The 23,893-nt window shown below is 69.8% G+C and carries 24 protein-coding genes; 12 read left to right on the plus strand and 12 right to left on the minus strand.

Annotation, left to right across the window (positions count from 1 at the left end):
• The first annotated feature begins 99 nt into the window (after window positions 1-99).
• Window positions 100-552 (plus strand): GbsR/MarR family transcriptional regulator, encoded by a 453-nt coding sequence (locus ACNUDN_RS03190; RefSeq protein ID WP_419124994.1) that lies wholly within the window; start codon window positions 100-102, stop codon window positions 550-552.
• Between the two features lie 66 nt (window positions 553-618).
• Here ACNUDN_RS03190 and ACNUDN_RS03195 read toward each other — a convergent pair whose 3' ends face one another.
• From ACNUDN_RS03195 to ACNUDN_RS03245, 11 genes are all read right to left on the minus strand, one after another.
• Window positions 619-1,176 carry a TetR/AcrR family transcriptional regulator gene (locus ACNUDN_RS03195; protein WP_419124995.1) on the minus strand — a complete coding sequence of 186 codons (558 nt, stop codon included), beginning with the start codon at window positions 1,174-1,176 and terminating at the stop codon, window positions 619-621.
• A 35-nt stretch (window positions 1,177-1,211) separates the two neighbouring features.
• The gene (locus tag ACNUDN_RS03200; RefSeq protein WP_419120598.1) at window positions 1,212-2,717 is read right to left on the minus strand and encodes an FAD-dependent oxidoreductase; all 1,506 of its coding nucleotides are present in this window, start codon (window positions 2,715-2,717) and stop codon (window positions 1,212-1,214) included.
• Between the two features lie 97 nt (window positions 2,718-2,814).
• A complete protein-coding gene (locus ACNUDN_RS03205; RefSeq protein ID WP_419120599.1) occupies window positions 2,815-2,937 on the minus strand; it encodes a hypothetical protein in 123 nt (40 codons plus the stop codon).
• Window positions 2,938-3,075: 138 nt separating this feature from the next.
• Window positions 3,076-3,978, minus strand: a complete 903-nt coding sequence (locus tag ACNUDN_RS03210) for a crotonase/enoyl-CoA hydratase family protein (protein ID WP_419120600.1) — start codon at window positions 3,976-3,978, stop codon at window positions 3,076-3,078.
• A 2-nt stretch (window positions 3,979-3,980) separates the two neighbouring features.
• The gene (locus ACNUDN_RS03215; RefSeq protein WP_419124996.1) at window positions 3,981-4,205 is read right to left on the minus strand and encodes an anti-sigma factor family protein; all 225 of its coding nucleotides are present in this window, start codon (window positions 4,203-4,205) and stop codon (window positions 3,981-3,983) included.
• 14 nt (window positions 4,206-4,219) lie between these two features.
• Entirely contained in the window at window positions 4,220-4,879 is a 660-nt protein-coding gene (locus tag ACNUDN_RS03220) for an RNA polymerase sigma factor (protein WP_419120601.1), read from the minus strand.
• Window positions 4,880-4,885: 6 nt separating this feature from the next.
• Window positions 4,886-5,362: a YkgB family protein gene (locus ACNUDN_RS03225; protein ID WP_419120602.1), complete on the minus strand. Its 477-nt coding sequence runs from the start codon at window positions 5,360-5,362 to the stop codon at window positions 4,886-4,888.
• Between the two features lie 77 nt (window positions 5,363-5,439).
• Complete coding sequence (locus ACNUDN_RS03230; protein WP_419120603.1) at window positions 5,440-5,760, minus strand: hypothetical protein; 321 nt, start codon at window positions 5,758-5,760, stop codon at window positions 5,440-5,442.
• Window positions 5,757-6,407, minus strand: a complete 651-nt coding sequence (locus ACNUDN_RS03235) for an LpqN/LpqT family lipoprotein (RefSeq protein WP_419120604.1) — start codon at window positions 6,405-6,407, stop codon at window positions 5,757-5,759. The genes ACNUDN_RS03230 and ACNUDN_RS03235 overlap by 4 nt, the downstream gene beginning before the upstream one ends.
• A gap of 1 nt (window position 6,408) precedes the next feature.
• Complete coding sequence (locus ACNUDN_RS03240; protein WP_419120605.1) at window positions 6,409-8,562, minus strand: prolyl oligopeptidase family serine peptidase; 2,154 nt, start codon at window positions 8,560-8,562, stop codon at window positions 6,409-6,411.
• A 91-nt stretch (window positions 8,563-8,653) separates the two neighbouring features.
• Window positions 8,654-10,498 (minus strand): NAD(P)-binding domain-containing protein, encoded by a 1,845-nt coding sequence (locus tag ACNUDN_RS03245; protein ID WP_419120606.1) that lies wholly within the window; start codon window positions 10,496-10,498, stop codon window positions 8,654-8,656.
• 139 nt (window positions 10,499-10,637) lie between these two features.
• Between ACNUDN_RS03245 and ACNUDN_RS03250 the strand changes: the two genes are divergently transcribed.
• From ACNUDN_RS03250 to ACNUDN_RS03275, 6 genes are read left to right on the plus strand one after another with little or no spacing between them, the layout of a single operon-like run.
• Entirely contained in the window at window positions 10,638-11,699 is a 1,062-nt protein-coding gene (locus ACNUDN_RS03250; RefSeq protein WP_419120607.1) for a 2,3-butanediol dehydrogenase, read from the plus strand.
• 5 nt (window positions 11,700-11,704) lie between these two features.
• Window positions 11,705-12,508: an acetoin reductase gene (locus tag ACNUDN_RS03255; protein ID WP_419120608.1), complete on the plus strand. Its 804-nt coding sequence runs from the start codon at window positions 11,705-11,707 to the stop codon at window positions 12,506-12,508.
• A gap of 23 nt (window positions 12,509-12,531) precedes the next feature.
• Window positions 12,532-13,863 carry a helix-turn-helix domain-containing protein gene (locus ACNUDN_RS03260; RefSeq protein WP_419120609.1) on the plus strand — a complete coding sequence of 444 codons (1,332 nt, stop codon included), beginning with the start codon at window positions 12,532-12,534 and terminating at the stop codon, window positions 13,861-13,863.
• On the plus strand, window positions 13,856-14,386 hold the full coding sequence (locus ACNUDN_RS03265; RefSeq protein ID WP_419120610.1) for a DUF779 domain-containing protein: 531 nt from the start codon (window positions 13,856-13,858) through the stop codon (window positions 14,384-14,386). The genes ACNUDN_RS03260 and ACNUDN_RS03265 overlap by 8 nt, the downstream gene beginning before the upstream one ends.
• Window positions 14,387-14,433: 47 nt before the next feature.
• Window positions 14,434-14,712: a putative holin gene (locus ACNUDN_RS03270; RefSeq protein ID WP_419120611.1), complete on the plus strand. Its 279-nt coding sequence runs from the start codon at window positions 14,434-14,436 to the stop codon at window positions 14,710-14,712.
• Window positions 14,705-15,100 carry a hypothetical protein gene (locus tag ACNUDN_RS03275; protein ID WP_419120612.1) on the plus strand — a complete coding sequence of 132 codons (396 nt, stop codon included), beginning with the start codon at window positions 14,705-14,707 and terminating at the stop codon, window positions 15,098-15,100. The genes ACNUDN_RS03270 and ACNUDN_RS03275 overlap by 8 nt, the downstream gene beginning before the upstream one ends.
• Before the next feature lie 74 nt (window positions 15,101-15,174).
• Here the strand turns inward: ACNUDN_RS03275 and ACNUDN_RS03280 are convergent, their stop codons facing one another.
• A complete protein-coding gene (locus tag ACNUDN_RS03280; protein ID WP_419120613.1) occupies window positions 15,175-18,780 on the minus strand; it encodes a PE family protein in 3,606 nt (1,201 codons plus the stop codon).
• A 267-nt stretch (window positions 18,781-19,047) separates the two neighbouring features.
• On the opposite strand from ACNUDN_RS03280, the gene ACNUDN_RS03285 reads away from it, so the two are divergent.
• From ACNUDN_RS03285 to ACNUDN_RS03305, 5 genes are read left to right on the plus strand one after another with little or no spacing between them, the layout of a single operon-like run.
• Window positions 19,048-20,634, plus strand: coding sequence for an ABC transporter substrate-binding protein (locus ACNUDN_RS03285; RefSeq protein ID WP_419120614.1), 1,587 nt, complete (start codon window positions 19,048-19,050; stop codon window positions 20,632-20,634).
• A complete protein-coding gene (locus ACNUDN_RS03290) occupies window positions 20,622-21,665 on the plus strand; it encodes an ABC transporter permease (protein ID WP_419120615.1) in 1,044 nt (347 codons plus the stop codon). The genes ACNUDN_RS03285 and ACNUDN_RS03290 overlap by 13 nt, the downstream gene beginning before the upstream one ends.
• Window positions 21,662-22,492 (plus strand): ABC transporter permease, encoded by an 831-nt coding sequence (locus ACNUDN_RS03295; protein ID WP_419120616.1) that lies wholly within the window; start codon window positions 21,662-21,664, stop codon window positions 22,490-22,492. The genes ACNUDN_RS03290 and ACNUDN_RS03295 overlap by 4 nt, the downstream gene beginning before the upstream one ends.
• Before the next feature lie 14 nt (window positions 22,493-22,506).
• Window positions 22,507-23,274: an ATP-binding cassette domain-containing protein gene (locus ACNUDN_RS03300; protein WP_419124997.1), complete on the plus strand. Its 768-nt coding sequence runs from the start codon at window positions 22,507-22,509 to the stop codon at window positions 23,272-23,274.
• Window positions 23,271-23,888, plus strand: a complete 618-nt coding sequence (locus tag ACNUDN_RS03305) for an ABC transporter ATP-binding protein (RefSeq protein WP_419120617.1) — start codon at window positions 23,271-23,273, stop codon at window positions 23,886-23,888. The genes ACNUDN_RS03300 and ACNUDN_RS03305 overlap by 4 nt, the downstream gene beginning before the upstream one ends.
• Window positions 23,889-23,893: the final 5 nt, after the last annotated feature.

The following is a 23,893-nucleotide window of genomic DNA, read 5'->3' on the forward strand; positions in this document are numbered from 1 at the left end:
AGACTTCCCGGAGCACCGCGACTGACTGTACTAAACTTTCAGAAATTATTGAAGACTATTTACCCGCAGGAGGTTTCGCCGGTGACTCCCTCGCCCAAGCTGCATGAGGCGGCCGAGCGGCTCGCGATTGTTCTCGCAGGCCACGGGCTGCAGCGCATGACGGCGCGGGTGCTTGCAGCGTTGTTGTTCTCCGAGCAGCCCAGCGTCACGATGGCCGAGTTGGCCGACGATCTGCACGCCAGCGCGGGGTCGATCTCGGGCGCATTGAAGACGTTGACGGCGGTCGGGCTGGCCGAGCGCGTGCCCGCACGGAGCAGTCGCCGTGATCATTTCCGGCTCCGGCCCGACGCCTGGGCAATGCTGTACACCGGCCAAAATGAGACGATAGCCGCACTTCTCGATGCCGCTGATGCAGGGATTGTCGCCACCAACGTGTCGAGCCCGGCCCGTGCCCGGCTGACCGAGATGCGGGACTTCTACGCCTTTCTGATGGCAGAGATCCCGGCAGTTCTGGAGCGTTGGCATGCTCGCCGGTCCTTGGGTAACGACTAGGCAGGGGCGTCCGGCAGAGGTACCCATCTTGTGTGATGTGTGCTGACCGGGGCACCGGAGTTTCCGTCAGCCCGGCAGCAGTCCGATGTGGTGGTACACCGCGCGCAGGTAGTGCCGCATCTCGTCGGCGTCGGGCGGGTCGGGTTGCAGCACCCGGTAGGTCACCGCACCGACCATCATGTCGATGGCGACGTCGAGGTCGGCATCGGCGGCTATGGTGCCCAGTTCGCGGGCCCGCTCCAGTAACGCGGTCGCCAGCCGGCGGCGCGGCAGGATGTGGCGGCGCCAATAGGTGGCCATCAACTCGGGATGGCTGACCGCCGAGCCGAAGACACGCGCCACCAGCGCGCGGTACTGCGGCGTGGTGGTCGCGGCTGCGGCGCTGTCGATCGCGGCCTCGACGAGGTCGTACGGTGATTGCGTGGCAATCGAATCCGGTGTCGCCCATTGGGTGTCTGCGACGATCAGCCTCTCCATCGCGGCCGAGATGAGTTCCTCCTTGTTCGACCAGCGCCGGTAGATCGTCGGCTTGCCCACTCCGGCCCTGCGGGCGATCTGTTCCATGCTGGCGCCTTCGACGCCGTGGTCGATGAACAGCTCAAGCCCGGCGCGCAGGATGGCCATCTCGGCGGCCGAGTCCCTCGGCCGCCCACGGGGGCTCACCGGGCGCGACCTACTGTCAACGCGCCTGTGAGCCAACGGTTTACGCCGTCGCTGTCGCCGGCCGCGCCGCGCCATGCCAAGTGGCCGTCGGGCCGGATCAGCATCGCCGTGGCTCCGTCGTAGGTCAGCATCGTGACGTAGTCGGCGAGATGGTGTCGGACCGCGTCGGCGCAGCCTGGTGCCGCGCCGGCGGGTGTCAGCAGCGCCCAGTGCCCGCCGAGCTCGCGGTGCAGCAGCGTAGAGCTGCCGTCGGGTCGCAGGCAGTCCATGTCGGGAATGCGGTCGCCCGGACGTGGCTTGGGGCCGCGGCCCCCCAGCGGGCCTTTGCGATAGCTCACCCACAGCTGGGACGCGGTGTAGGTGATCCACCGCTGCATCGGCGCCCTACTGAACAGCGTCGGCGCGATCCGGTCCCGCAGGAATCGGCCGATCGGGTTGCCTGCGATGTTCACTCGCGTCACCGCGCTGGTACCGCGCAGCACATCGGTCGCCAACGGCCGGCGCTCGGCCTGGTAGGTGTCGACGAACGGGTCGGCGGCCAGCCCGCGGGTGGCCAGTGCGAGCTTGAAGGCCAGGTTCTCCGCGTCACCGATCCCGGTCAGCATGCCCTGGCCTCCGAACGGGGCATGGGCGTGGGCAGCATCGCCGGCGATCAGGATCCGACCCTGCCGATACCGGTCGGCGAGCCTGCGATGCACGGTGAAGACCGACAGCCATTGGGCATCGCCGACGACCACTCGACGCCCGCTGCGTTGCGGTATGACCTGCCGCATCCTGTCCAGAACTTCGCTTGCGCTGGGCTTCTCAGCGCGGCCCGGGTCGTAGGCGAACACCCGCCAGAGATCGTCGCGGCCGCCGGGGTCAGGCATCGGCATCGCACCGAGCAGGCCGTCGGGGTGGATCCAGCCCGTGGTGCCGCCGCGGTCGAGATCCCAGTCCAGGTGCAGGTCCGCCAGCAGCCAACGTTCGGTCAGCTTGACGCCGGGAAATCCGATCCCGGCTAGGGTGCGGGTCGTGCTCGACGTCCCGTCACAGCCGACGAGCCATCGGGTCTGCACCTCGGTACCGTCGTCGAGTTCGGCGATGACCGCACCGTTGCCGTGGCGCAGCCCGCAGAGTCCGTTGCCCCAGTGCGGCGTCACGCCGAGGGAGGCCAGGCGGGCGCGTAACGCGGCCTCGACCTTGGCTTGTGAGATCACCATCGGCGGTGCGGCGGTGTGCATTCCGGGGTCGCCGAACTCCAATGTCATGAGCGGACGCTCACCCAGATAGCTGGTGATCCGCATGGCGCGTAATGACTCGTCGGCCAGCGTGCCCAGCGCCCCGATGCGGCCGAGCACCTCTGAACCCCTGGCGTGCAGAAAGTTGGCTCGCGACGTCGTCGCCGGCCCTGTGGCCCGATCGATCACCCGCACCGTCAGGCCGTGAAGTCGCAGTGCGCACGCCAGCGTCAGCCCGGTCGGTCCGGCGCCTATCACGACCACGTCGTGCATGCCGTCCATAATAATGAAACGGCATCGTAACGTAAAGAGTCGGCCTGGGACGAGGAGGTGGTGCCGGGCGAGCCCGGCGCAGCGGCGCTCGTGGGTGCCGTACCGGCTACAGCCGGTCCATCATCCGTGCCATCAACGCACTTTCGAGGAACGCCTGGTGATGGGGATGCAGGTGCACATCCCAGTCGGACTTGACGTGCTTGGGATGATGAGCTCTCCAGTGCGCCAAAGCCGTAACTCTGTGTGGCAGATGAATCGCCATGATGTTGCCCCTTCGTTCGGTGCCCCGGGGGAAATCGTCACCTGCGTTGAGACGACCGGCCTCAGTAGCGCGGTACTGCGCTTACGGGTCGCTCGGGGGCCGGGACTACGGCTCGATGATGTGACGCGGATCCGGCCGGCGTTCCGGTGGAGCCTGGCTGTAGTCCCCCCAGGGCCCGTCGCGCCGCTGCACCGCGGCCCGTACCCCGTCGCGCGCGGCGCGGTCGATGAAACCGAGCGCGTCGGGGGTGTTGCGCATCAGGCCGTCCAGAATGCCTCCGAGCGTCTGCGTCGAGGACAGACCCATGTTCTCGAATGCCTGGTTCACGATGAGCTTCTGCGCCTGCAGTTGACTCAGCGGGATCGCGCACAGCTTGCCGGCGATCTCGGCCACGCGGGCCTCCAGTCGCTCGAACGGCACCGACTCGTTGACCAATTCCACTGCGGCGGCCTCTTTCCCGGTCAGTGGTTCACCGGTGAGCGAGTGCCACTTCACCTTCGCCAACGACAGCCGGTAGATCCACATCCCGGTCAGGTAGGCACCCCACATGCGGGCATACGGGGTGCCGATGACGGCGTCGTCGCTGGCGATCACGATGTCGGCGCACAACGCGTAGTCGCTGGCGCCGCCGACACACCATCCGTGCACCTGAGCGATCACTGGTTTGGAGGCCCGCCAGATCGCCATGAACTTCTGCGTCGGGCCGGTCTCGTGGGACGAGACCATCGCGAAATCCTTGCCCGGATCCCAACGGCCGTCGGTGTTCATCGACTCACCCCAGTGGGTGAACCCGCCACCGAAATCGTAGCCGCCGGAGAACGCCCGGCCGGCGCCGCGCAACACGATGACCTTGACGCTCGAATCCCGTTCGGCCAGACCGATGGCCGCCTCGATCTCGTCGGGCATCGGCGGGACGATGGTGTTCAACTGTTCGGGCCGGTTCAGCGTGATCGTGGCGACCGCCTCGCGGGTGCGGTAGATCAGGGTCTCGAACTCGGGTGCGGACATGGTCAGCTCCAGTCCCTGAAGGCGTTGAGGAGCCTGTCCCGGAACTGCGGTTCGATGGCGTCTTCGGCGAGTCTGCCGAGGGTGGTCACGGTGCCGCGGAACTGCTGCAGATAGTTGGCGCACCCGTCACAGTCGAGTAGATGCTCGTCGAACCGGGCGCGGGTGTGCACGTCGAGCGTCCCGTCGAGGTAGCCGGTGACCAGCTCCACGAGTTCGTCGCAGTCCATGGGGCGTTCGGCGTTCACATCGTCTCCTTGAGGTAGCTCTCCAGAGCCTGTCGTATCGCCGCGCGCCCCCGGTGCAGCAGCACGCGCTGATTGGCCGTGCTGAGCGCGAGCAGCCGGCTCACCTCGGCAGAATCCATGTCCAGAATGTCGCGCATGGTGACCACCAGGCGCTGGCGTTCGGGCAGTTTGTCCAGTTCACGTCGGGTCACCGCGAGCAGTTCGGCACCCAGCGCCGAACCCTCCGGTGTGTCCGGGAACGGAGCTGGGGTTTCCTCGGCTTTCCAGTGGCCGGGCCATGGATCGTCGTGGGCGCGGAACCGCTTCGGGTCGACCGTACCGCCGGTGTACGCCGTGATCTCGATGTCGGCGTCCGAACGGTCGCGCAATCCGCGGGTTTTGGCGATGTTGATCAGCACGGTGAAAAGCCAGGTACGCAGCGACGACCGGCCGGCAAAACCGTCGATCCCCTTCAGCAACGCGATCCAGGTCTCTTGCACGACCTCCTCGGCGACCTGGTGGCTGGCCACGTATCCGCGCGCGATCCGCAGCATCGCCGGGGTGTGCTGATCGACCAGCGTGGCGAACGCGGCCTCATCGCGCGCCCGCAGGGCGGCGATGAGGTCGGCCTCGGCGGCTGAGGTCCTGATCATCTCGGCGAGATGGTAGCCGGTCACGCTCGGTCAGGGTCGCGAACTTCTGAGTGCGTCGGCCAGCGTCCAGACGGCGACGCCCAGCAGCGCGACGTCTTTGATCAGGAACTGCCCGGTCGACGACAGCACCGGGAAACCGCCCGCCGAGGCCTCGAAGACACCCGGGGTGGTCACTAGAAAGCTCAGCGTGGCGACGAACAGCCCGATGGCGACGGCCGAACCTGCCGCCGACAGTCTGGGCCACCAGGGTTTGACCGCGATGAGCAGCGCGGCGGCGATCTCCAGGACACCGAGCAGTGCCGAGAACGTCCTCACCGAGAAGACGTCGTAGACCCAGCTCATCAGCGGGCTGTTGGCGACCAACGGAGCGATGCCCTGCGCCTCGTAGGCGGTGAACTTGAGCGCACCGATCCAGGCGATGACGACGACGAGCCCGTACCGGGCCAGTGTGGCGGCGACGCTGTCCAGACGGGACAGCGACCGCTCGGTAGTGGTGAACGCGGTCATCTCGATTCCTCTCGGCGCGGTGTCGCACAACGGTTGCGCGACGATCACCGGTGTAGTGCGGAGAAGAACGTCAAGCGTTACACCGCCGGTGGTGGATCCGGCTCGCGGTGCGGACCGTAGGCCGCACGAATCCGGCCGCCGATCTTGATATGCGGTGTGCGGAAGTAGGCCCAGCCGGTCATCAGGATCACCGCGGCCGCGGCCGAGGCGACCGAGCTCTGCACGTCAGGCAGGCCGCCGAGGAACAGCAGGACGACCCCGACGGCGGTGCCGGTCCAGTAGATGCGGCGTTTGACGGCGCGTTTGGGCAGCTGCGCGGTGTCCCATCCGGGCACCGCGGCGCCGAGCAGCAAGGCCAACGCGCCGGCGCCCAACAACAACCAGGACGCGGTGCTCACGAGCCCGGCAACAGCAGCTGGAACCCGTCCACGATCTGCCGGGAATCGCTGATGTACTTCGGGTTGTCCGGATCGGTGGTCTGGATTGTCAGCGTTGCGAGATAGGTGGTGTTGTCGGCCTCGGCGACCACAGCGTGCATGATGATCGGCCGCTCGGGGGCCGGGCCCATCGGTGGAGCCGTGTAATGGGTTGTCTCCGAGGGGAAACCGCAGGTCGTGTTGTCTTCGGTATCGAGATCGAATGCGCCCATCATGGTCTCCAGATTCCCCCGGTTCTGATCGAACACCTCATCAGGGGATTGGCCGCCGGGCGCGGATTCCAGCGTGACGACGGCGTTGGTGGCGAAGTCGTCGGCGATCAGATCCGTCGAGACGATGGTGAAGCGGATGATCTGGCTGTCCATCATGGTGTTGCGTTCCCAGCCGTCCGGCACCGGGATGCGCAGCAACGGCTCGCCGTCGTTCTCGTTCGGGACGTCCTCCAGCGGGGCGTCCACCGTGGTGCACAGGTCCTCGCCACCCCCGGACGCCGACGCTCCGGCCGCGCCGGTCGCCGTCACCGCTGTGCCGGTCACATCGTGCGCACAGCCCGCCAGCAGCAGCGCGGCCACGCCGACCACGGCCAGCGATTTACCTATGGAAGTCATATCAGTGCCTGTCCAGGGTGCGGTGCAGGAACTCATAGACGAGCGCAGAGCGGAAGGCGATCTGCGGGTTGTCGGAGGCGCCCGCGTGGCCACCCTCGATGTTCTCGTAGTAGCGCACCGGATGGCCGGCGGCCTCCAGCGCCGCGGCCATCTTCCGCGCGTGGCCGGGGTGTACCCGGTCGTCGCGGGTGGACGTCGTGATGAGCACCGGGGGATACCGCTTGTCGGTCGAGATGTTCTGGTAGGGAGAGTATTCCGAGATGAATGCCCAGTCGTCGGGGTTGTCGGGATCACCGTACTCGGCCACCCACGACGCACCCGCCAGCAGCAGGTGGAAGCGCTTCATGTCCAGCAGCGGCACGCTGCACACCAACGCGCCGAACAGCTGCGGGTACTTGGTCAGCATGACGCCCATCAGCAACCCGCCGTTGCTGCCGCCCTGGGCGCCCAACTGTTCCACGGTGGTGATACCGCGGTCCACCAGATCCTTTGCCACGGCGGCGAAGTCCTCACCGACCAGGTGGCGACCTTCGCGCATGGCCTGGGTGTGCCAGGTGGGGCCGTACTCGCCACCCCCGCGGATGTTGGCCAGTACGTAGGTGCCTCCGCGCGCCAGCCACAACCGTCCCAGTACGCCGTCGTAACCCGGTGTGCGGGCTACCTCGAAGCCGCCGTAGCCGCCCAGCAGCGTCGGGCCGGCACCCTCGCGATGCCGGTGTCCGACCACAAAATAGGGGATCTGCGTCCCGTCGGCAGAGGTGGCGAAGTGCTGCCTCACCTCGAGGTCAGCGGTGTCGAAGAACGACGGGGCCCGTTTGATCTCGTCGAGTCGACCGCCGGCGGTGCCGTGCAGGAGCCGCGACGGAGCGTCGAAACCCGAGCAGTCCAGGAAGATCTCGTCACCGAGCGGGTCGGCCGCGACGACCGTCGTGTTGGTGTTGGCCGGTAGTCCGGTCACCGGTTCGGCGATCCATGACCCCGGCGTGTACACCTGTACGCGGCTGGCCACATCGGCGAGCGTGACGACCACCAGGCGCTCCCGGGTCCACGCGTAATGATGCAGGCAGGTGTGCTCGTCGGGGGCGAACACCACCTGAAGCTCGCCGGTGCCGTCGAGGAAAGTCTCGTAATCGGCGGCCAGCAGGGATCCGGCGGGGTAGCGCTGAGTGCCGTACGTCCATTCGGTACGCAGTTCGATGAGCAGCCACTCGCGGTGGATCGAGATGCTGGCGTCGGTGGGCGTGTCGATGCGGATCAACTCACCGTCGCGCAGTTCGTAGACCTGTTCGTTGAAGAAGTCCAGGGCCCGGCTGACCAGCGTGCGTTCGAAACCCTCGGTGCGGTCGCGCGAGCCGGCGACCACCACGTCGGATTCCGCCCCGCTGAACACCGTCTCGGCTTCGGCGAGCGGCTGACCGCGCCGCCACCGTTTGACCAGCCGCGGATAGCCGGACTCGGTCAGCGAGCCCGCGCCGAAATCGGTGCCGACCAGCAAGGTGTCCTCGTCTTCCCAGGAGACCTGCGATTTGGCTTCGGCGAGCTCGAACCCACCGTCGACGAACGTCCTTGTCCGCATGTCGAACTCGCGTACCACCGCGGCATCGGAGCCGCCCCGCGACAGGCTGACCAGGGCCCGGGTGTGGTGCGGTTCGATCACCTCGGCGCCGGCCCACACCCAGTTCTCATCGTCAGCGCGTGCCAACTCGTCGACGTCGATGATGACGTCCCACTGTATTTTCTGCTCTTCACGCAAGCGCTCATCGGTTACCGTCTGCGCTTCGCGCAAGCGCTCATCGGTTACCGTCTGCTCTTCGCGCAAGCGCTCATCGGTTACCGTCTGCTCTTCGCGCAAGCGCTCATCGCGGGCACCCCGGTAGCTCTCCAGTGTGGTGCGCCGCCACACGCCTTTGGGATTGTCCGCGTCGCGCCAGAAGTTGTAGAGGTACCCGCCACGGCGGCGCACATAGGGGATGCGGGCATCGGTGTCGAGCACGTCGAGTGCTTCGGCGCGCATCTGCTCGAAGCGCTCGCCGGCGAGCTCGGTCAACGTCGGCTCGTTGTGCTCGCGGACCCAGGCCAGCGCGTCGTCGCCGGTAACCTCCTCCAGCCACAGGTAGGCGTCGGTGTCGGTCTGCTGTGCGCGGGTCTCGGTCACCCCACCATTCTGCGCACTGCCCAGCCGCGAGAGTGCAGCCAGGGTTGCCAATCCCGCGGGATGACGACCCTGGCTGCACTCTGGGCGGCGCTCAACTCAGGTGATGGACCTCCTGCAGGCCGTAGACCGGGGTGGCCATCCCCTCGAAACGGGCCTTGAGCTGCAGCGCGAGGTAGAGCGAGTAGTGGCGCGACTGGTGCAGGTTGCCGCCGTGGAACCACAGGTTGGGCTGCTGGGTGGGCTTCCACATGTTGCGCTGCTCGCCCTCCCACGGACCGGGGTCCTTCGGGGTGTCGCTGCCCAGGCCCCACACCTTGCCCACTTTGTCGGCGACGTCCTGGCCGATCAGGTCGGCGGCCCAGCCGTTCATCGAGCCGTACCCGGTCGCATACACCACCACATCGGCGGGCAGTTCGGTGCCGTCGGAGAGCACCACCGAATCCTCGGTGAGATGGTCGACCTGTCCGTGGGCCAGCTTGATCCGGCCGTCGGCGACCATATCGCAGGCACCGACGTCGATGTAGTACCCCGACCCACGGCGCAGGTACTTCATGAAGAGCCCGGAACCGTCAGCTCCCCAGTCCAATTCGAAACCAGCGGCCTCGAGGCGGTCGTAGAACGCCTTGTCGCGTTCGCGCATCTGGTCATACAGCGGGATCTGGAATTCGTGCATGATCCGATACGGCAGCGACGCGAAGGTCAGATCCGCCTTCTCCGTGGTCATCCCCGCGGCCAGTGCGCGCTCGGAGTACAGATCCCCTAGGCCGATGTCCATCAGCGTGTCGGATTTGACGATGTGCGTCGAGCTGCGCTGCACCATCGTGACGTCGACGCCGTTCTCGTAGAGCGCTTTGCAGATGTCGTGCGCGGAGTTGTTGGACCCGATCACGACGGCCTTCTTGCCGACGTAGGAGTCCGGTCCGGGGTGCGCCGACGAATGGTGCTGGTCGCCGCGGAAGACGTCCTGGCCGGGCAGCGTCGGCACGTTCGGCTTTCCCGACATGCCGGTGGCCAGCACCAGCTGGGTCGGGTGCAGAGTGAGCCGTTCACCGTCGCGGTCCACCTCGACGGTCCAGGTCTGGGAGGCGTCGTCGAAGGACGCGGACAGGCACGTGGTCTTCGACCAGTACGGCACCTCCATCACGCGGGTGTAGAACTCCAGCCAGTCGCCGATCTTGTCCTTGGGCGCGAACACCGGCCAGTTCTGCGGGAACTGCAGGTACGGCAGGTGGTCGTACCAGACCGGGTCGTGCAGGCACAGCGACTTGTAGCGCTTGCGCCACTGGTCGCCAGGACGCTCGTGGCGGTCGACGACGATGGCGGGCACCCCGAGCTGGCGCAGCCGCGCACCGAGCGCGATGCCGCCCTGCCCGCCACCGATGACCAGCACGTAGGGCTGGATGGTGCGACCCAGCTCGGCGTCCTCGGCGGCCTTCTTCTCCGCCCATGATCGTGGGTCCGGATCGTCGCCGTGCACCGCGCCGAGGACCCGGTTGGCGCCCTTGCGCTCCTCGTGGCCCTTGAGTTCCTGCAGTGCGGTCAGCAGTGTCCACGCCCGCAGCGTTCCCGAGTCGCTCTTGAGGCGCAGATGCCCGGTTCCGCGGCCGACAGCGGTGTCGAACTCGATGAAGGCCGAGATCACGGCGTCGTCCCCGGATCCGTCCTGCACCGGTGCCTCGCGGGTGCGGAAGCCGGACGGGTCCGTCTCGAGCAGGCGTGCCCCGAGCATGTCGGCGACCTGGTCACGGCCCTCGAGTGTCTTGAGGTTCCAGGTGAAAGACACCAGGTCACGCCAGAAGCTGTCGACGGCGAACATGCCGGTGACCCGGTCGATGTCGCGCACCGCCAGTGCGGCCTCGAAGTCGGCCAGCCAGGCGTCGACGTGTTGCTGGGGCGACAGGTCCGGTGTGGTCTGAGGTTCAAGTGTTGAAGTCATGTGAGCCAGACCACACCGATACGGCCGGCCTCCGCAAGAGTTGCGAAGCGTTGCAGCACGGGAAGCAACCCGGACCCGACCGCCTGCAACCCCCTGCAACTCTTTCGCGCTGTGTCGCCGGTCACATAGACATGCCGCTATGAGAGCAGCTGTGTACTACGGACCGAACAAGCTCGACGTCGGTGACGTCGCCGAACCGGAGCCCGCGCCGGGCACCGTCAAGCTCAAGGTCGGGTTCAACGGGATCTGCGGCACCGACCTGCATGAGTACTACGCCGGACCGATCTTCGTGCCCACCGCACCGCATCCGCTGACCGGTGCGCAACTGCCGCTGACCATGGGCCACGAGTTCTCCGGGACGATCACCGCGGTCGGTGACGGGGTGAGCGGGTGGAGCGAAGGCGACCGGGTCGCCGTCGAACCCATCTACAAGTGCGACCACTGCGGTCCGTGCCGCGCCGGCAACTACAACGTATGCCAACAGATCGGCTTCCACGGTCTGATGTCCGACGGCGGGATGGCCGAGTACACGGTCGTACCGACGACCATGTTGCACCGCCTGCCTGACAGCGTCTCACTGGAGCTCGGCGCGCTCGTCGAATCCATGTCGGTGGCCTATCACGCCGCAACCCTGGCCGACGTGCGCCCGGGCGATACCGCGATGGTGTTCGGCGCCGGCCCCATCGGCATCGGATTGTGGTTTGCGTTGCGCGGCAAAGGACTCGACGATGTGTTCGTCGTCGAACCGTCACCTACCCGGCGGGCTGCCATCGAAGCGCTGGGCGCCGCCACACTCGACCCGACCGCCACCGAGGTGCCGGCCTTCATCGCCGACCACACTGGCGGGGCCGGCGCCGATGCGGTGTTCGACGCCGCCGGTGTCACGCCCGCGGTGGCCACTGCGCTCGCCTGTGTAGGCTCACGCAAACCGATGATCAGCGTGGCGATCTATGAAAAGCCTTTGGAGACACCGCTTTTGAACCTGGTGATGAACGAGTCCAGGATTCAGGGGTCGCTGTGCTACACCGGCGCCGACTTCGAGGCGGTGATCGCGCTGATGGCCGAGGGCGCGTACGACACCAATGGGTGGGTGAGCCGGATCCGCCTCGACGATGTCGTCGAGGAGGGGTTTGAAGCCCTTCATGCCGGAAAGAAGATGAAGGTACTGGTTGATCCCTCGCTGATCGAGAAAGAGAAGTGACATTCATGACGACAACGGCATTGACGGGCAAGGTCGCCCTGGTCACCGGCGCCGGCCGGGGCATCGGACGCGGCATCGCGCTGCGGCTGGCCAGTGACGGCGCCGACATCGCGCTGGTAGACGTCAGTCAGGACGGTATCGACAAGGTCGCCGCCGAGATCGCCGAAATAGGTTCTCAAGCAACGACCTTCGTCGCCGACGTCAGTGATCGCGAGCAGGTGTTCGCGGCGGTGGAGCATGCCGCCTCGGCGTTGGGCGGGTTCGACATCATGGTCAACAATGCCGGTATCGCGCTGGTCGGACCGATCGCCGACGTCACGCCCGAGGAGGCCGCCCGGGTCTGGAACATCAACATCAACGGGGTGCTGTGGGGCATTCAGGCCGCGGTGGCCAAGTTCAAGGAACTCGGCAACAAGGAGGCCGGTAAGACCAGCAAGGTCATCAACGCCTCCTCGATCGCCGGGCACGACGGTTTCGAGATGCTCGGCGTCTACAGCGCGTCGAAGTTCGCCGTGCGGGCGCTCACCCAGGCCGCCGCCAAGGAGCACGCGGTCGACGGCGTGACCGTCAACGCCTACTGCCCCGGCGTGGTCGGCACCGACATGTGGGTCGAGATCGACAAGCGCTTCGCCGAACTGACCGGCGCCGCCGAAGGGGAGACCTATGACAAGTTCGTCGGTGGCATCGCGCTCGGCCGCGCCCAGACACCCGAGGACGTGGCCGGCTTCGTGTCGTATCTGGCCGGCCCGGATGCCGACTATATGACCGGCCAAGCGGGACTGATCGACGGCGGCCTGGTCTACCGCTGAGATGAGGAGCACAATCGGGGTTGATGGCCGGCACTATCGGCAGTTCACCCGTGCCTGAACCCGCGGTCGCGGTCGGTGAGGACCCGCGCAGCTACGCGCGGTTGATGTCGGCTGTCTACGACGCAACCATGGCCGGGCACCGCGCTCCGGCGCGGCCCCGGGAGATCATCGGCGAGTCGTGGCGCCGGATGATGGCCGGCGGTATGCGCCGGGACCCGGACGAGGGTGGGACGCCGGTGGTCGAGACGGCGGCACTGGAGATGCTGCGCCGGTCGTCCGGGCTGATGGAGGTGCTCGGCGAGATCTCCCACGGGTTGGAATCGCTGGTCGCCGACGGGGACAACATCCTCGTCGTCGCCGACGCGCGTGGACGGGTGCTGTGGCGGTCCGGGTCACCGGCCGTGCTGAGCAATGCCGATCGGCTCGGTTTCGTCGAGGGTGCGAACTGGGGTGAGGGCGCGGTCGGCACCAACGCCATCGGCACCGCACTCGTGTCGCAGCGCGCTGTGCAGGTGTTCTCCGCCGAGCATTTCCTGCGTAGCCATCACTCCTGGACCTGTGCGGGCGCCCCGATCCGCGACCCGCGGACCGGGCAGGTGATCGGCGTGGTCGACGTATCGGGTCCGGCCGCGACGGTCCACCCGACGACCATCGCGCTCGTGGCCGCGGTCGCCCGCCTGGCTGAGTCGCACCTGCGGCAGGACCACGACCGCACCCTCAACCGGCTGCGTGCGCTCGCCGCTCCGATCCTGGCGCGGATGGACAGCCCGGCGCTGGCCGTCGACACCGAGGGGTGGGTCGCGGCCGTCGACGCCATGCCGTTGCACAACCGCATCCTGCTGCCTGAGCAGATGGGGCCCGGGCGGGTGTGGCTGACCGCGCTGGGAATGTGCGCGGTGGAACCGCTGCCCGGCGGCTGGCTGGTGCGGCCGGCCGAACAGGATGACGTCGATGCCCGGGTCTCCCAGGTGCGACTTGACTTCACCGATCCGGATTCGCCGTCGCTGGTGATGGCCGGCGAGTTCGGCAGCTGGCGCCACGATCTGACCCTGCGACATGCGGAAATCCTCTGTGCCCTGGCTATTTCGCGGCAGGGCCGGACGGCGCCGCAGCTGGCCGAGGATCTCTACGGCGACCGGTCGCGGGTGGTGACGGTGCGCGCCGAGATGTCGCGGCTGCGCAAGCAGTTCGCCGGTCTGCTGGCAGCGCAGCCGTACCGCTTCGCCGGCTCGGTCGAGCTGCAGATCGAGTTTCCCGCCGACCGCCGGATGCTGCTGCCGCCGTCGACCGCACCGGCGATCCGTACTGCCCGAACGGCCGGCGCCGCCGATGCGTCCGAGGAGGACAATGGCTGACATGCACGCCGCCGACGAACAGACCGCCGACGAACACGCTCCGAAGCGAGCGCTGGTCACCGAGGCCGCCGCCGAGTTGTTGCGGACCCTGCAGGACCGACACGGGACGTTGATGTTCCACCAGTCCGGCGGTTGCTGCGATGGTTCCTCCCCGATGTGCTATCCGCACGGCGACTTCCTGGTCGGTGACCGCGATGTGCTGCTCGCCGTGCTCGACGTCGGCGACGGTGTGCCGGTGTGGATCTCCGGACCGCAGTTCGACACCTGGAAGCACACCCAGCTGGTCATCGACGTGGTGCCGGGCCGCGGGGGCGGGTTCAGCCTGGAATCCCCGGAGGGCAAGCGGTTCCTGTCGCGGGGGCGGGCCTTCACCGACGACGAGAACCGAGCGCTGGCTGGGGTCCCGCCGGTGACCGGCGCTGCCTACGAACGCGGTGAGCGGCCCGCCGCCGACGGAACACACATCGTCTCCGAGGCCGATCCTCAGACCCAGGACGCCTGCTCGATTCCGCTTGGCACCTAGGGCGCGCCGCACCGGCTTACCGGTACCGCGGCGTTATCGTCGAGATTGTGATCCCGCTGCCACGAGCATCGGTGCTGGCCGGAGTGATGATCATCGGCGTCGCTCTCGGCATGATGGCCGCGCTGCTGGTGGCAGTCGAACTCAGTACGGTGATTCGTCCTGACCTCGCGATCGGGCTGGTGATTGGTGTACCCGGCGTGATCGGCATGCTGATGATCCTGATGTCGGGCCGGCGCTGGATGACCGCCGTCGGCGCCATGATCCTGGCCATCGGGCCGGGATGGTTCGGGGCGCTGACCGCGATTCAGGTGGCGTCCGGTGCTTGAGCACACGCCGCGCACGGTGATCGAGGAGCCTGCCGGTGCCGGCGAGCTGCCGGCGCCGCCGGCGCGCCCGGTCGCGGTACCCGCGGTGGCCGCAGACGTGGGTCGGTGGCGGTTCGTGCTCGTCGTCACGGCGATGTGGCTGGTCTGCGGGGCAGCCGGGGCGGGCCTGTACTTCTGGTGGTTTCACTCCGTGGACAAGACCTTGCCGGTGTTCGCCGTCCTGGTGCTCGTGGTGGCGTGCGTCGTCGGCAGTCTGTTGACCGCAATGGTTCAGGATCGGCCGGGCGTCGCGGCGACGGCGATCGCGCTGATGTCGGCACCGTTCGCCGCGGCGGTCGGCGCCGGCCTGCTGTATGCCAGCTACGGGTTGGGCTGGATCGCAGGCTGACAGCGGTCAGCCGAGAACCGTTGCGCGGCTGACGGATCCGACTGTCGGCCGGCGGTGCCGGCCGACAGCAGGGGTTACGGTGCGCCGGAACTCCCACCGGCGCCGGCGCTGCCGTTGGAGCCGGCGGTGCCTGCGGTCCCGGGTGCTCCGCTGCCGCCCTTGGAACCGCCGCCGGTGCCGTTGCCACCGCTGCCCGCCGAGCCTGAGGCGCCTGCGGACCCGCCGGTGCCGCCCGCCCCACCGGTGCCACCCGCTCCACCGACCGACGAGCCGCCGTCGCCGCCGAGGCCGCCCGTCCCGCCGGTGCTGCCATTGCCGCCATTACCCCCGGAGCCACCGTTACCGACGGGTGTGGTCCCGCTGCCGCCTGCGGTGCCGTTTCCGCCCTTGGCGCCGTTGCCGCCGCGGCCTCCTGCACCGCCGGGGCCGCCCTTGCCCGAGCCGAGGTTCGCACCGCCCGCACCGCCGCTGCCTCCGGATCCGCCGGAACTGGCATTGCCACCACTGCCGCCGTTCTGACCGGTGCCCGCGGCGCCGGCCACTCCGTTACCGCCGGCAGATCCGTGGCCACCCGCGCCTCCGCTGCCACCGGCGCCACCGGTGCCGGTGCCGCCGAGCACTGCGCCGCCGTTGCCGCCGTTGCCGCCGTTGCCACCCGCGATCGGTGCGTCGGCGCCCGAGACCCCGGGTCCTGTCCCGGTCGCTCCGGCAGTGCCGTTGGCTCCGCTGCCGCCGTTGCCACCGCGGCCGCCGTTGCTGTTCAGGGTGCCGCCACTGCCGCCGTTGCCGCCGTTACCGCCGCTTGCGCCCGGGGTGGTCGCGCTGTATCCGTTACCGCCGGCACCGCCCCCGCCGTTGTTGAGGGTGCGCGGCGGTCCGGAGGCCCCGGTGTTGCCATTGACGTGACCGTTGCCGCCCTGACCGCCGGTGCCGACGTTGCCCACCAGGCCGGCGTCACCGCCGTCACCGCCGTCGATGTGATCGGCGGTACCGGCCGCGCCGGCACCGCCGCCGCCTGCACCGCCCTGGGTTCCGCCGTTGCCGCCGTTGCCGCCGTCGCCGTCGCGCCCGGCGGCGCCGTTGCTCGCGCTGCCGGCCTTGCCGCCGTCGCCGCCGTTGCCGCCGTGACCGCCGTCGCCGCCGCTGCCGCCGTCGCCGCCGCGGCCGTCGTTGACGTCGAAGGTGCCGGCACCACCGCTGCCGAGGGCGGTGCCGCCGTCGCCACCCCAGCCACCGTTGCCGCCCCGTCCTCCGTTTCCGGCATCGCCGGAGATCGACCCGCCGTTGCCGCCGTCACCACCCTGACCGCCGTTTCCGCCGTGCCCGCCGTTGCCGCCGTCGGTCCCGTCGGCTCCTGGTTCAGTGGCGCCTGCGCCCTTGACGCCGACACCGCCGTACCCTCCGCTGCCGCCGTTCCCGCCGGTACCGCCGTGGCCGACGTTGCCGCCGTCGCCGCCGCGTCCGCCGTTGCCGCCCGGCGTGCCGCCGACGGCCGGGTCGGGATAGTTGCCCGTCGAATTGCCGCCGTTTCCGCCGTTTCCGCCCATGCCGCTGGGCTCGATCGGCAGGTTTCCGTCGATTCCGGACGCCGCGCGCGTGCCGTTGCCGCTGTTGCCGCCCGCACCGCCGTGGCCGACTGCGCCTGCGTTGCCTCCGGTGCCTCCGCTGCCGCCGTTGCCGCCCGCGCCGGCGCTGCCCGTACCCCCGGGATTGGCGGCGCCGCCGACGCCCCCGTTGCCGCCGACGCCTCCGTTGCCACCGGTCCCGCTGTTGCCGCCGTTGCCGCCCACACCGCCGGTCCCGTGCGTGCCGTCGCTGTAGCCGACCGCCCGGGCCTGTCCCGCGGCGCCGCCGTCTCCGCCCGCGCCGCCGGCGCCGCCGGCGCCGCCGTGCCCGCCACGTCCGCCGTTTCCACCGTCGCCGGATACCGCCGCACCGCGTGTGGACGGGACGCCCTGGGGTGTCGTCGGATCCTGCAGGCTGCTGGTGGCCTGGCCCCCGTGGCCGCCGTTGCCGCCGTCGCCGCCGGCTGCACCGTCACCTCCGTGCGCGCCGTCACCTCCGGCACCGCCGCTGCCGCCGTTGCCGCGCACCGTGCCGCCGGCCCCGCCGGCTCCACCTGCGCCACCCCCGCCACCGGCCTGCCCGGCCACACCGCCGCCGCCGGCACCGCCGTCACCGCCCGCGCCGGCCAGGGCATCCTCGAACCCTTGTGCGCGTCCACCGTTTCCGCCGTTTCCGCCGTGTTGTCCGGGTGCGCCGGAACCGCCGTGGCCGCCGGCTCCCGATGCCGCGTTCCCGGTCGCCGAGGTTCCGTCGCCGCCGTCACCGCCGTGCCCGCCGGACTGCGCGGTGCCGTCGGGGTTTAGGACGCCGGGGGCGCCGTTGCCGCCCTGGGCGCCGGGGTCTCCGGCGTCGCCGGTGCTGCCGCCGGCGGCTGCCCCGCCGGCCACCGGGTTGGCGCCGTGTGCACCCGACATCCCTGTACCGCCCGCGCCGCCGTTGCCGCCGTTGCCGATCGCGCCGCCGTCACCGCCCGCGCCGCCCGCACCACCAGAACCGCCCGCAGCCAGCGCGTTGCCGCCCCGGCCGCCGTCGCCGCCGTTGCCGAAGAACCCGGTGGCCGGTCCGGCGGTGCCATCCGAGCCGGAGGCGGCGTAGCCGTTGCCGCTGAAGCCGCCCGCGCCGCCGGCTCCGGCGCGGCCCACCGTGCCGCCGCTGCCGCCTGCTCCGCCATGACCGCCACTGGACCCGTCGGCTCCCGATCCACCGCGGCCGCCGTCTCCGGGTGTCGCCCCGTCGCCGCCTGCTCCGCCGATTCCGCCGGTGCCGTGTCGGCCGAGGAATCCGCCTGAACCTCCCGCGCCGCCTTTACCGCCCGCGCCGCCGTCACCGCCGTCACCGCCGTCGGCTCCGTCGCTGCCGTCCTGGCCCGCGTTGCTCGCGCTCGGGCCGTCGGCGCCGGTGGAGCCGATCCCGCCTGCGCCGCCGGCACCGCCCGCGCCTCCGTTGCCGCCGCGGCCGAGGAGCAGGCCGCCGCTGCCACCCTTCCCGCCGTTGCCGCCCGAGGTTCCGGCCTGACCGTCGCCGCCGGAGGAACCGGCCGCCCCGGCCGAGCCGGCTCCACCGGCGCCTCCGTTGCCACCGTTGCCGAGGAACAGTCCGCCCTTGCCGCCGTGGCCTCCGTCGAGCCCTGCTCCGGCCGCGTTGCCGCCGTGACCGCCGTCGCCGGCCAGGAAGCCGCTGTTGCCGCCGTTGCCGCCGTTGGCCCCGTTGCCGCCGTTACCCCACAGCAGGCCGCCGTTGCCGCCGTTGCAGGCGGTACCCGAGCAGTCCTCGGCGGCGCTGAGGCCGTTGCCGATCAGCCAGCCGCCCGCGCCGATCATCGGCCGGGCAGTGGAATCGGCCGACCACAGAGCGTTCGGGGTGGGCGAACCGCCACCGCCGAACGCGCCTTCGATCACGTCGCCGATCGCGCAGTCGACCACGCCGCCGGGCGCGCAGTCGTAGCCGGTGGAGGTCAGCCGCACGTCGACCGTGTCCGCCAGCACGTCCACCGGCGGTTGCGCGGCCATGATGCCGATCCCGACCATGGTTGCGCCGGCGACGCCGGTGCCGAGGAACGAATGCACCTTCGCGGTGGGCGCCCGGTGTTGTCCGACCCTGCGGTGTTTCGACATCTGGCCTGACCCTTCTCGGCCGCACCCGCGACCCTCGGATGGCATCGCCGAAAACGCGCACCGTTGGTGCGATTTCAGCAACGCCGCGATGAATCGGAAGTGAACCGAATGCTTCCGCCGTGACATGCTTTGAGCAGCTGATTCATCGCGGTGCTGTCACCATACGTGACGTCTCCGTCAATATCTAGTGAATTTCGTATCTTTGGTATCGGATAGCGGCTCCCGGCCGCCCGTGCCAGGAGTGTGCACATATGTTCAGATAGACAGATGAGGGCGACGATCGTTCGACGGTCCGGTACGGCAGGTATCGCGCTCGTGGCGCTGATCGCAGGCTGTGCCGGCGCCCCCGACGAGCGGGACGCCGACCAGATCGTCCTTGCCGAGAGTTACGCACTCGGCGGGTTCAACCCGGTCAGCGGCTACTCCGAATCCGGCGTCTCACCCCTCTACGACGGTCTGTACCGGCCCAGCGCCACCACCGACACCGTGGTACCCGAGCTCGAGCCCGCCCTGGCCGCCGGCGAACCCGAACCGGCCGGCCCCAATCGCTGGCGCATTCCGTTGCGTTCCGGCGTGGCGTTCTCCGACGGCAGCGAGCTGGACGCCGCCGATGTGGTGGCGACCTACACCGCGGTCGGCGATCCGGCGGTGGCCTCGGAGATCTCCACGTCGGTGGCACCCATCGTCTCGATGCGTGCCGACGGTCCCGACGCGGTGACGGTCGAGTTGAACACCGCCGCCGACCCACGGCCCCACCTGCTCCTGGGGATCCTGCCCTCGGAGCAGGTCGAGGCCGGCCCGGCCGCCGACTGGGGGGTCAACACCGCTCCTGTCGGCACCGGTCCGTACCGGCTGGAGAGCCTTCGCCCCGACCAGGCGGTACTGGTGGCACGCGACGATTACTGGGGCGAACCGGCGCAGGTGCGCCGTCTGGTCTACACCTACGCTCCCGACGACAATGCCCGCGCTCAGAGCATGGTCTCCGGCGCCGTCGACGGCACCAATCTCCCTCCGCGACTTGTCGATTCGGTCAATGGCGAGAATGTGCGGACGGTGGCCGTGCAGTCCGCGGACTGGCGAGGGATCGCGCTGCCCGCCGGGAATCCGTTCACCGCCGACGCGCGTGCCCGGCTCGCGATGAACCTCGGGGTGGACCGCGACGCGATGGTGCGCGACGTGCTGGTGGGCTATGGCCGTCCGGCCAGCACGCCGGTGGCAGAGGCCTACGGCGACGCCTATGACCCCGCCGTGCAGTACTCCTTCGACGCAACCCGGGCCGGCAGCCTCCTCGACGAGGCTGGGTGGCGCATCGGTGCCGGCGGGATCCGCGAGAAAGACGGCGCGCGAGCGTCCTTCGAGCTGCTCTACAACGCCCAGGACACGCTGCGCCGTGATCTCGCGGTCGCCTACGCAGCCGCGATGACCCCACTGGGCATCGAGGTGCGGCCGCGCGGCACCAGCTGGGACGACATCGACACCAGGTTCGGCGATGCGGCCGTCGTGCTCGGTGGCGGAGCCCGGCCCTACAGCATCGACTCCCAGGTGTACGACACCCTGCACACCCGGGTACCGGACTCCTCGCCGTACTCCAACCCCGGGAACTTCACCGCGCCGGGCCTCGACGAACTCCTCGAGCAGGCGAGCAGGTCGCCGTCGGGGCCCGAGAAGGACCAGCTGTACCGCCAGATCCAGGGCGTCTACACCGCTGAACCCTCACACGTCTTCCTGGCCTTCCTCGACCACACCTACGCCTATCGCGACCTCGGCTGGCAGCAGAGCGCGCCGATCTTGGAGCCGCATTCGCACGGCGTGTCCTGGGGTCCCTGGTGGAACGTGCAGGCATGGACACGCTGACACCGACCGCGACCGTCGCGGTCGCCGAACACGCAGCCCCCGACCGTCCGGGGCGACGGTGGCGTGCCGCCGCGCGGCTACTGGCGCTGCGGACCGCGATCGCGATTCCGCTGACGGCCGGTATCTCGGCGGCGATGTTCTTCGTCGCATCGCTGTCGCCGTTCGACCCGTTGGCCGCCTACCTGGGCGGCAACTACCAGTTCGCCACCGCGTCCCAGCGCGACGCCATGCGGGTGGCCTACCAGACCGACCAACCCTGGTACCAGGCCTGGTGGCAGTGGGTCGGGGGGCTCACCCGCGCAGACCTCGGCTGGTCCTCGACCCAATCGCAGCCGGTCACCACGGTGCTGGCCGAACGGATGCCGTTCACGCTCGTGCTGTCCGGTGCGGCGCTGCTGACGGCCACGGCGCTGGCCGTCCTGTTGGGCTGCCTGGCCGGCATGCGGCGCGGCGGGCTGATCGACCGGCTGTGCACCGGGTTCTCCGTCACCTTCGCCGCGGTCCCGCCGTTCGTGGTCGCGCTCGCGCTCGTCGTCGTCGTCGCGGTCGGGCTGCGCTGGTTGCCGGCATCCGGGGCCGCCGCACCGGGTGCCGGCTATACGTTCGAAGGGGTGCTGCGCCACGGGATCCTGCCGTGGATAGCGCTCACCGTGTCGATGATCCCGTGGCTGCTACTGACCACCCGCGCCGCGGTGGTGGCCGGTATCGACTCCGACGCGGTGCGCGGCGCCCGGTCCCGCGGCGTGTACGGCTGGGAGCTGCTGCGCGGTCACATCGCACCGGTCTCGGTGCTGCCGACGCTGGCGCTGTTGGGTACCAGGCTCCCGGAGTTGATCGCAGGTGCGGCGATCGTCGAGACCGTGTTCGGTTGGCCCGGGATGGCTGCTGTCCTGGTGGAATCGGCTGCAGCCCTGGACTTTCCGCTACTTGCTGCGCTCACGGTGGCCGCCGCGGCGGCAGTGCTGGCCGGTTCGGCGCTCTCCGACGCGGCCGCGGTCGCCATCGACCCGCGGATCAGGATGACCGCATGACCACCCCGGTAGCGGTGCGCACCCGGTGGCGCCCGGACTGGCCGTGGATTGTGCTCGGCGCCATCGCGGTCACCGCCGTCGGGATCCCACTCCTCGCCGGTGACCAGATCGCCGACTTCTCCGCCGCGCTGCGTCCGCCCAGCCCCGAACACCTTGCCGGCACTGACCATTCCGGATACGACCTGTTGGTGCGGACGGCCGAGGGGCTGCGGGTGTCGCTGCTGATCGCCGTCGTGTGCGCGCTGGCGGCCACCGCCCTGGGCATGACGATCGGCGTGCTGGCCGCCCTCGTCGGCGGCTGGTTCGACGCGGTCGTCATGCGGCTCGTCGACGGTTTCAACGCGCTGCCGCACCTGGTGGTGGGCATCGTGATCGCCGCGATGTGGCGCGGTGCCCCGTTGGCGATCATCGCCTCGATCGCCCTGACGCATTGGCCGGCCGTGGCTCGCGTGGTGCGTGCTGAACTGCTCGCGGTCGCCGATGCGGGGTGGGTGCAGACCGCGAAGTTGGCCGGCGCCTCCCGCTGGTTCGTCGCACGTCGTCATCTGGTGCCGGCGGTGACCGGGCAGGCACTGGTGGCGATGGTGGTGCTGTTACCGCACGCGGTGTGGCACGAATCCACGTTGTCGTTCCTCGGCGTGGGGCTCTCGCCGGACCGGGCGAGTCTGGGCACTTTGCTCAGTGAGGCGCGCGGCGATGTGCTCACCGGGGCCTGGTGGACACTTGCGCTGCCCGCCGCCGCGCTCATCGCCACCGCACTGGCCTTCGCCGCGGCCGGCACCAGTGTGCGCAACCGGCACAGTCCGCCCACGGGAGCGGTGTGGTGACCGGCCCGCGCGAGATGACGACCGCGGCCCGGCTGATCGGCCTCACCGTCGACATCGACCTGGGCCGCGGACGGAACGCGGCGGCGGTTCGTGTCCTCGATGACGTCGATCTGGAGCTGCGGGCCGGTCGGGTCACCGCGCTCATCGGCGAGTCCGGTTGCGGCAAGTCACTTGTCGCGGCCGCCCTGTCGGGCCTGATGCCGCCCGGCTCCCACGTTCGGGGGCAGATCCGCATCGCGGGCGACCAGGTGCGCACCGGCGACGAACGGGCCTGGCGGGCCCTGCGCGGTCACCGGATCGGGATGGTGCCGCAGTCGGCGGCCACGTCGTTCACCCCGGTCCGCACGGTCGGCTCGCAGCTCGCCGAAGTCTGCACTCGCCTGGGCGCCGACCGCACCCCCGCCCAGCTGTGCGCGGCCGTCGCCCTGCCGCCGGGAGTGGCCGACCGTTACCCGCATGAACTGTCCGGCGGCATGGCGCAGCGCGTCGCGATCGCCGCGGCGCTGGCCGGCCGGCCCGCGCTGCTGCTCGCCGACGAACCGACCTCCGCGCTCGACCCGGACAACGCCGCGCTGGTCTGGCGACTGCTCGGTGACGCCGCCGCCGGCGGCGCCGCGGTGCTGGTGATCACCCATGACATGCCCTCGCTGCTGCGGGCCGCAGTGTGTGACGACGTGGCGGTGATGGTCCGCGGCACGGTGGCGTCCCAGGCGCCGTTGACCGAGGTCCTCGGTGACGCCGACCCCTACACCCGGGCTCTGCTCGGCGCAGTGCCGGTATGAGGGGTCTGCAGGCCACCGGTCTGACCGTCGCATTCGGCGGCAGGACGGTTCTCGACGGCGTCGACCTCGCTGCCCCGGCGGGGTCGGTGACCGGTGTCACCGGCGCATCGGGCAGCGGAAAGACCACGCTGTTGCGGGTGCTGGCCGGTCTGCATCGTCCCGACGCCGGGACGGTCCGCTACGACGGCAGCCCTGCGCCGCCGACCGGGGCGGTGGCCTTGCTGGCCCAGCACCCGCGGCTGGTCTGCAATCCGCGCTGGACACTTGCGCAGATCATCGCCGAACCCGCCGCGATCCGTGGGGAACGGGTTCGCCTCGACGACGTGTCGGTGCGCGTCGGACTGGAACCCGAGCTGCTGGACCGCTTTCCGGGTCAGGTCAGTGACGGGCAGTTGCAGCGCGCCTGTCTGGGCCGTGTGCTGACCCAGCGGGCCGGATTCGTGCTGTGCGACGAGCCGACGGCGATGCTGGATCCGATCGCCGCCGGGGCCGTCGTCGGGCTGCTGCGGCAGATCTCGGCGGCCGGCGCCGCGGTCGTGCTCGTCAGCCACGACCCCGCATTGATCGAGGAGCTCACAGCGGACGCACTCGTCTTGCCGCGCCCGTTAGGGTGAGAACC

Origin of the sequence: Mycobacterium sp. smrl_JER01 (assembly GCF_048513595.2) — a bacterium.
Lineage (GTDB): Bacteria > Actinomycetota > Actinomycetes > Mycobacteriales > Mycobacteriaceae > Mycobacterium.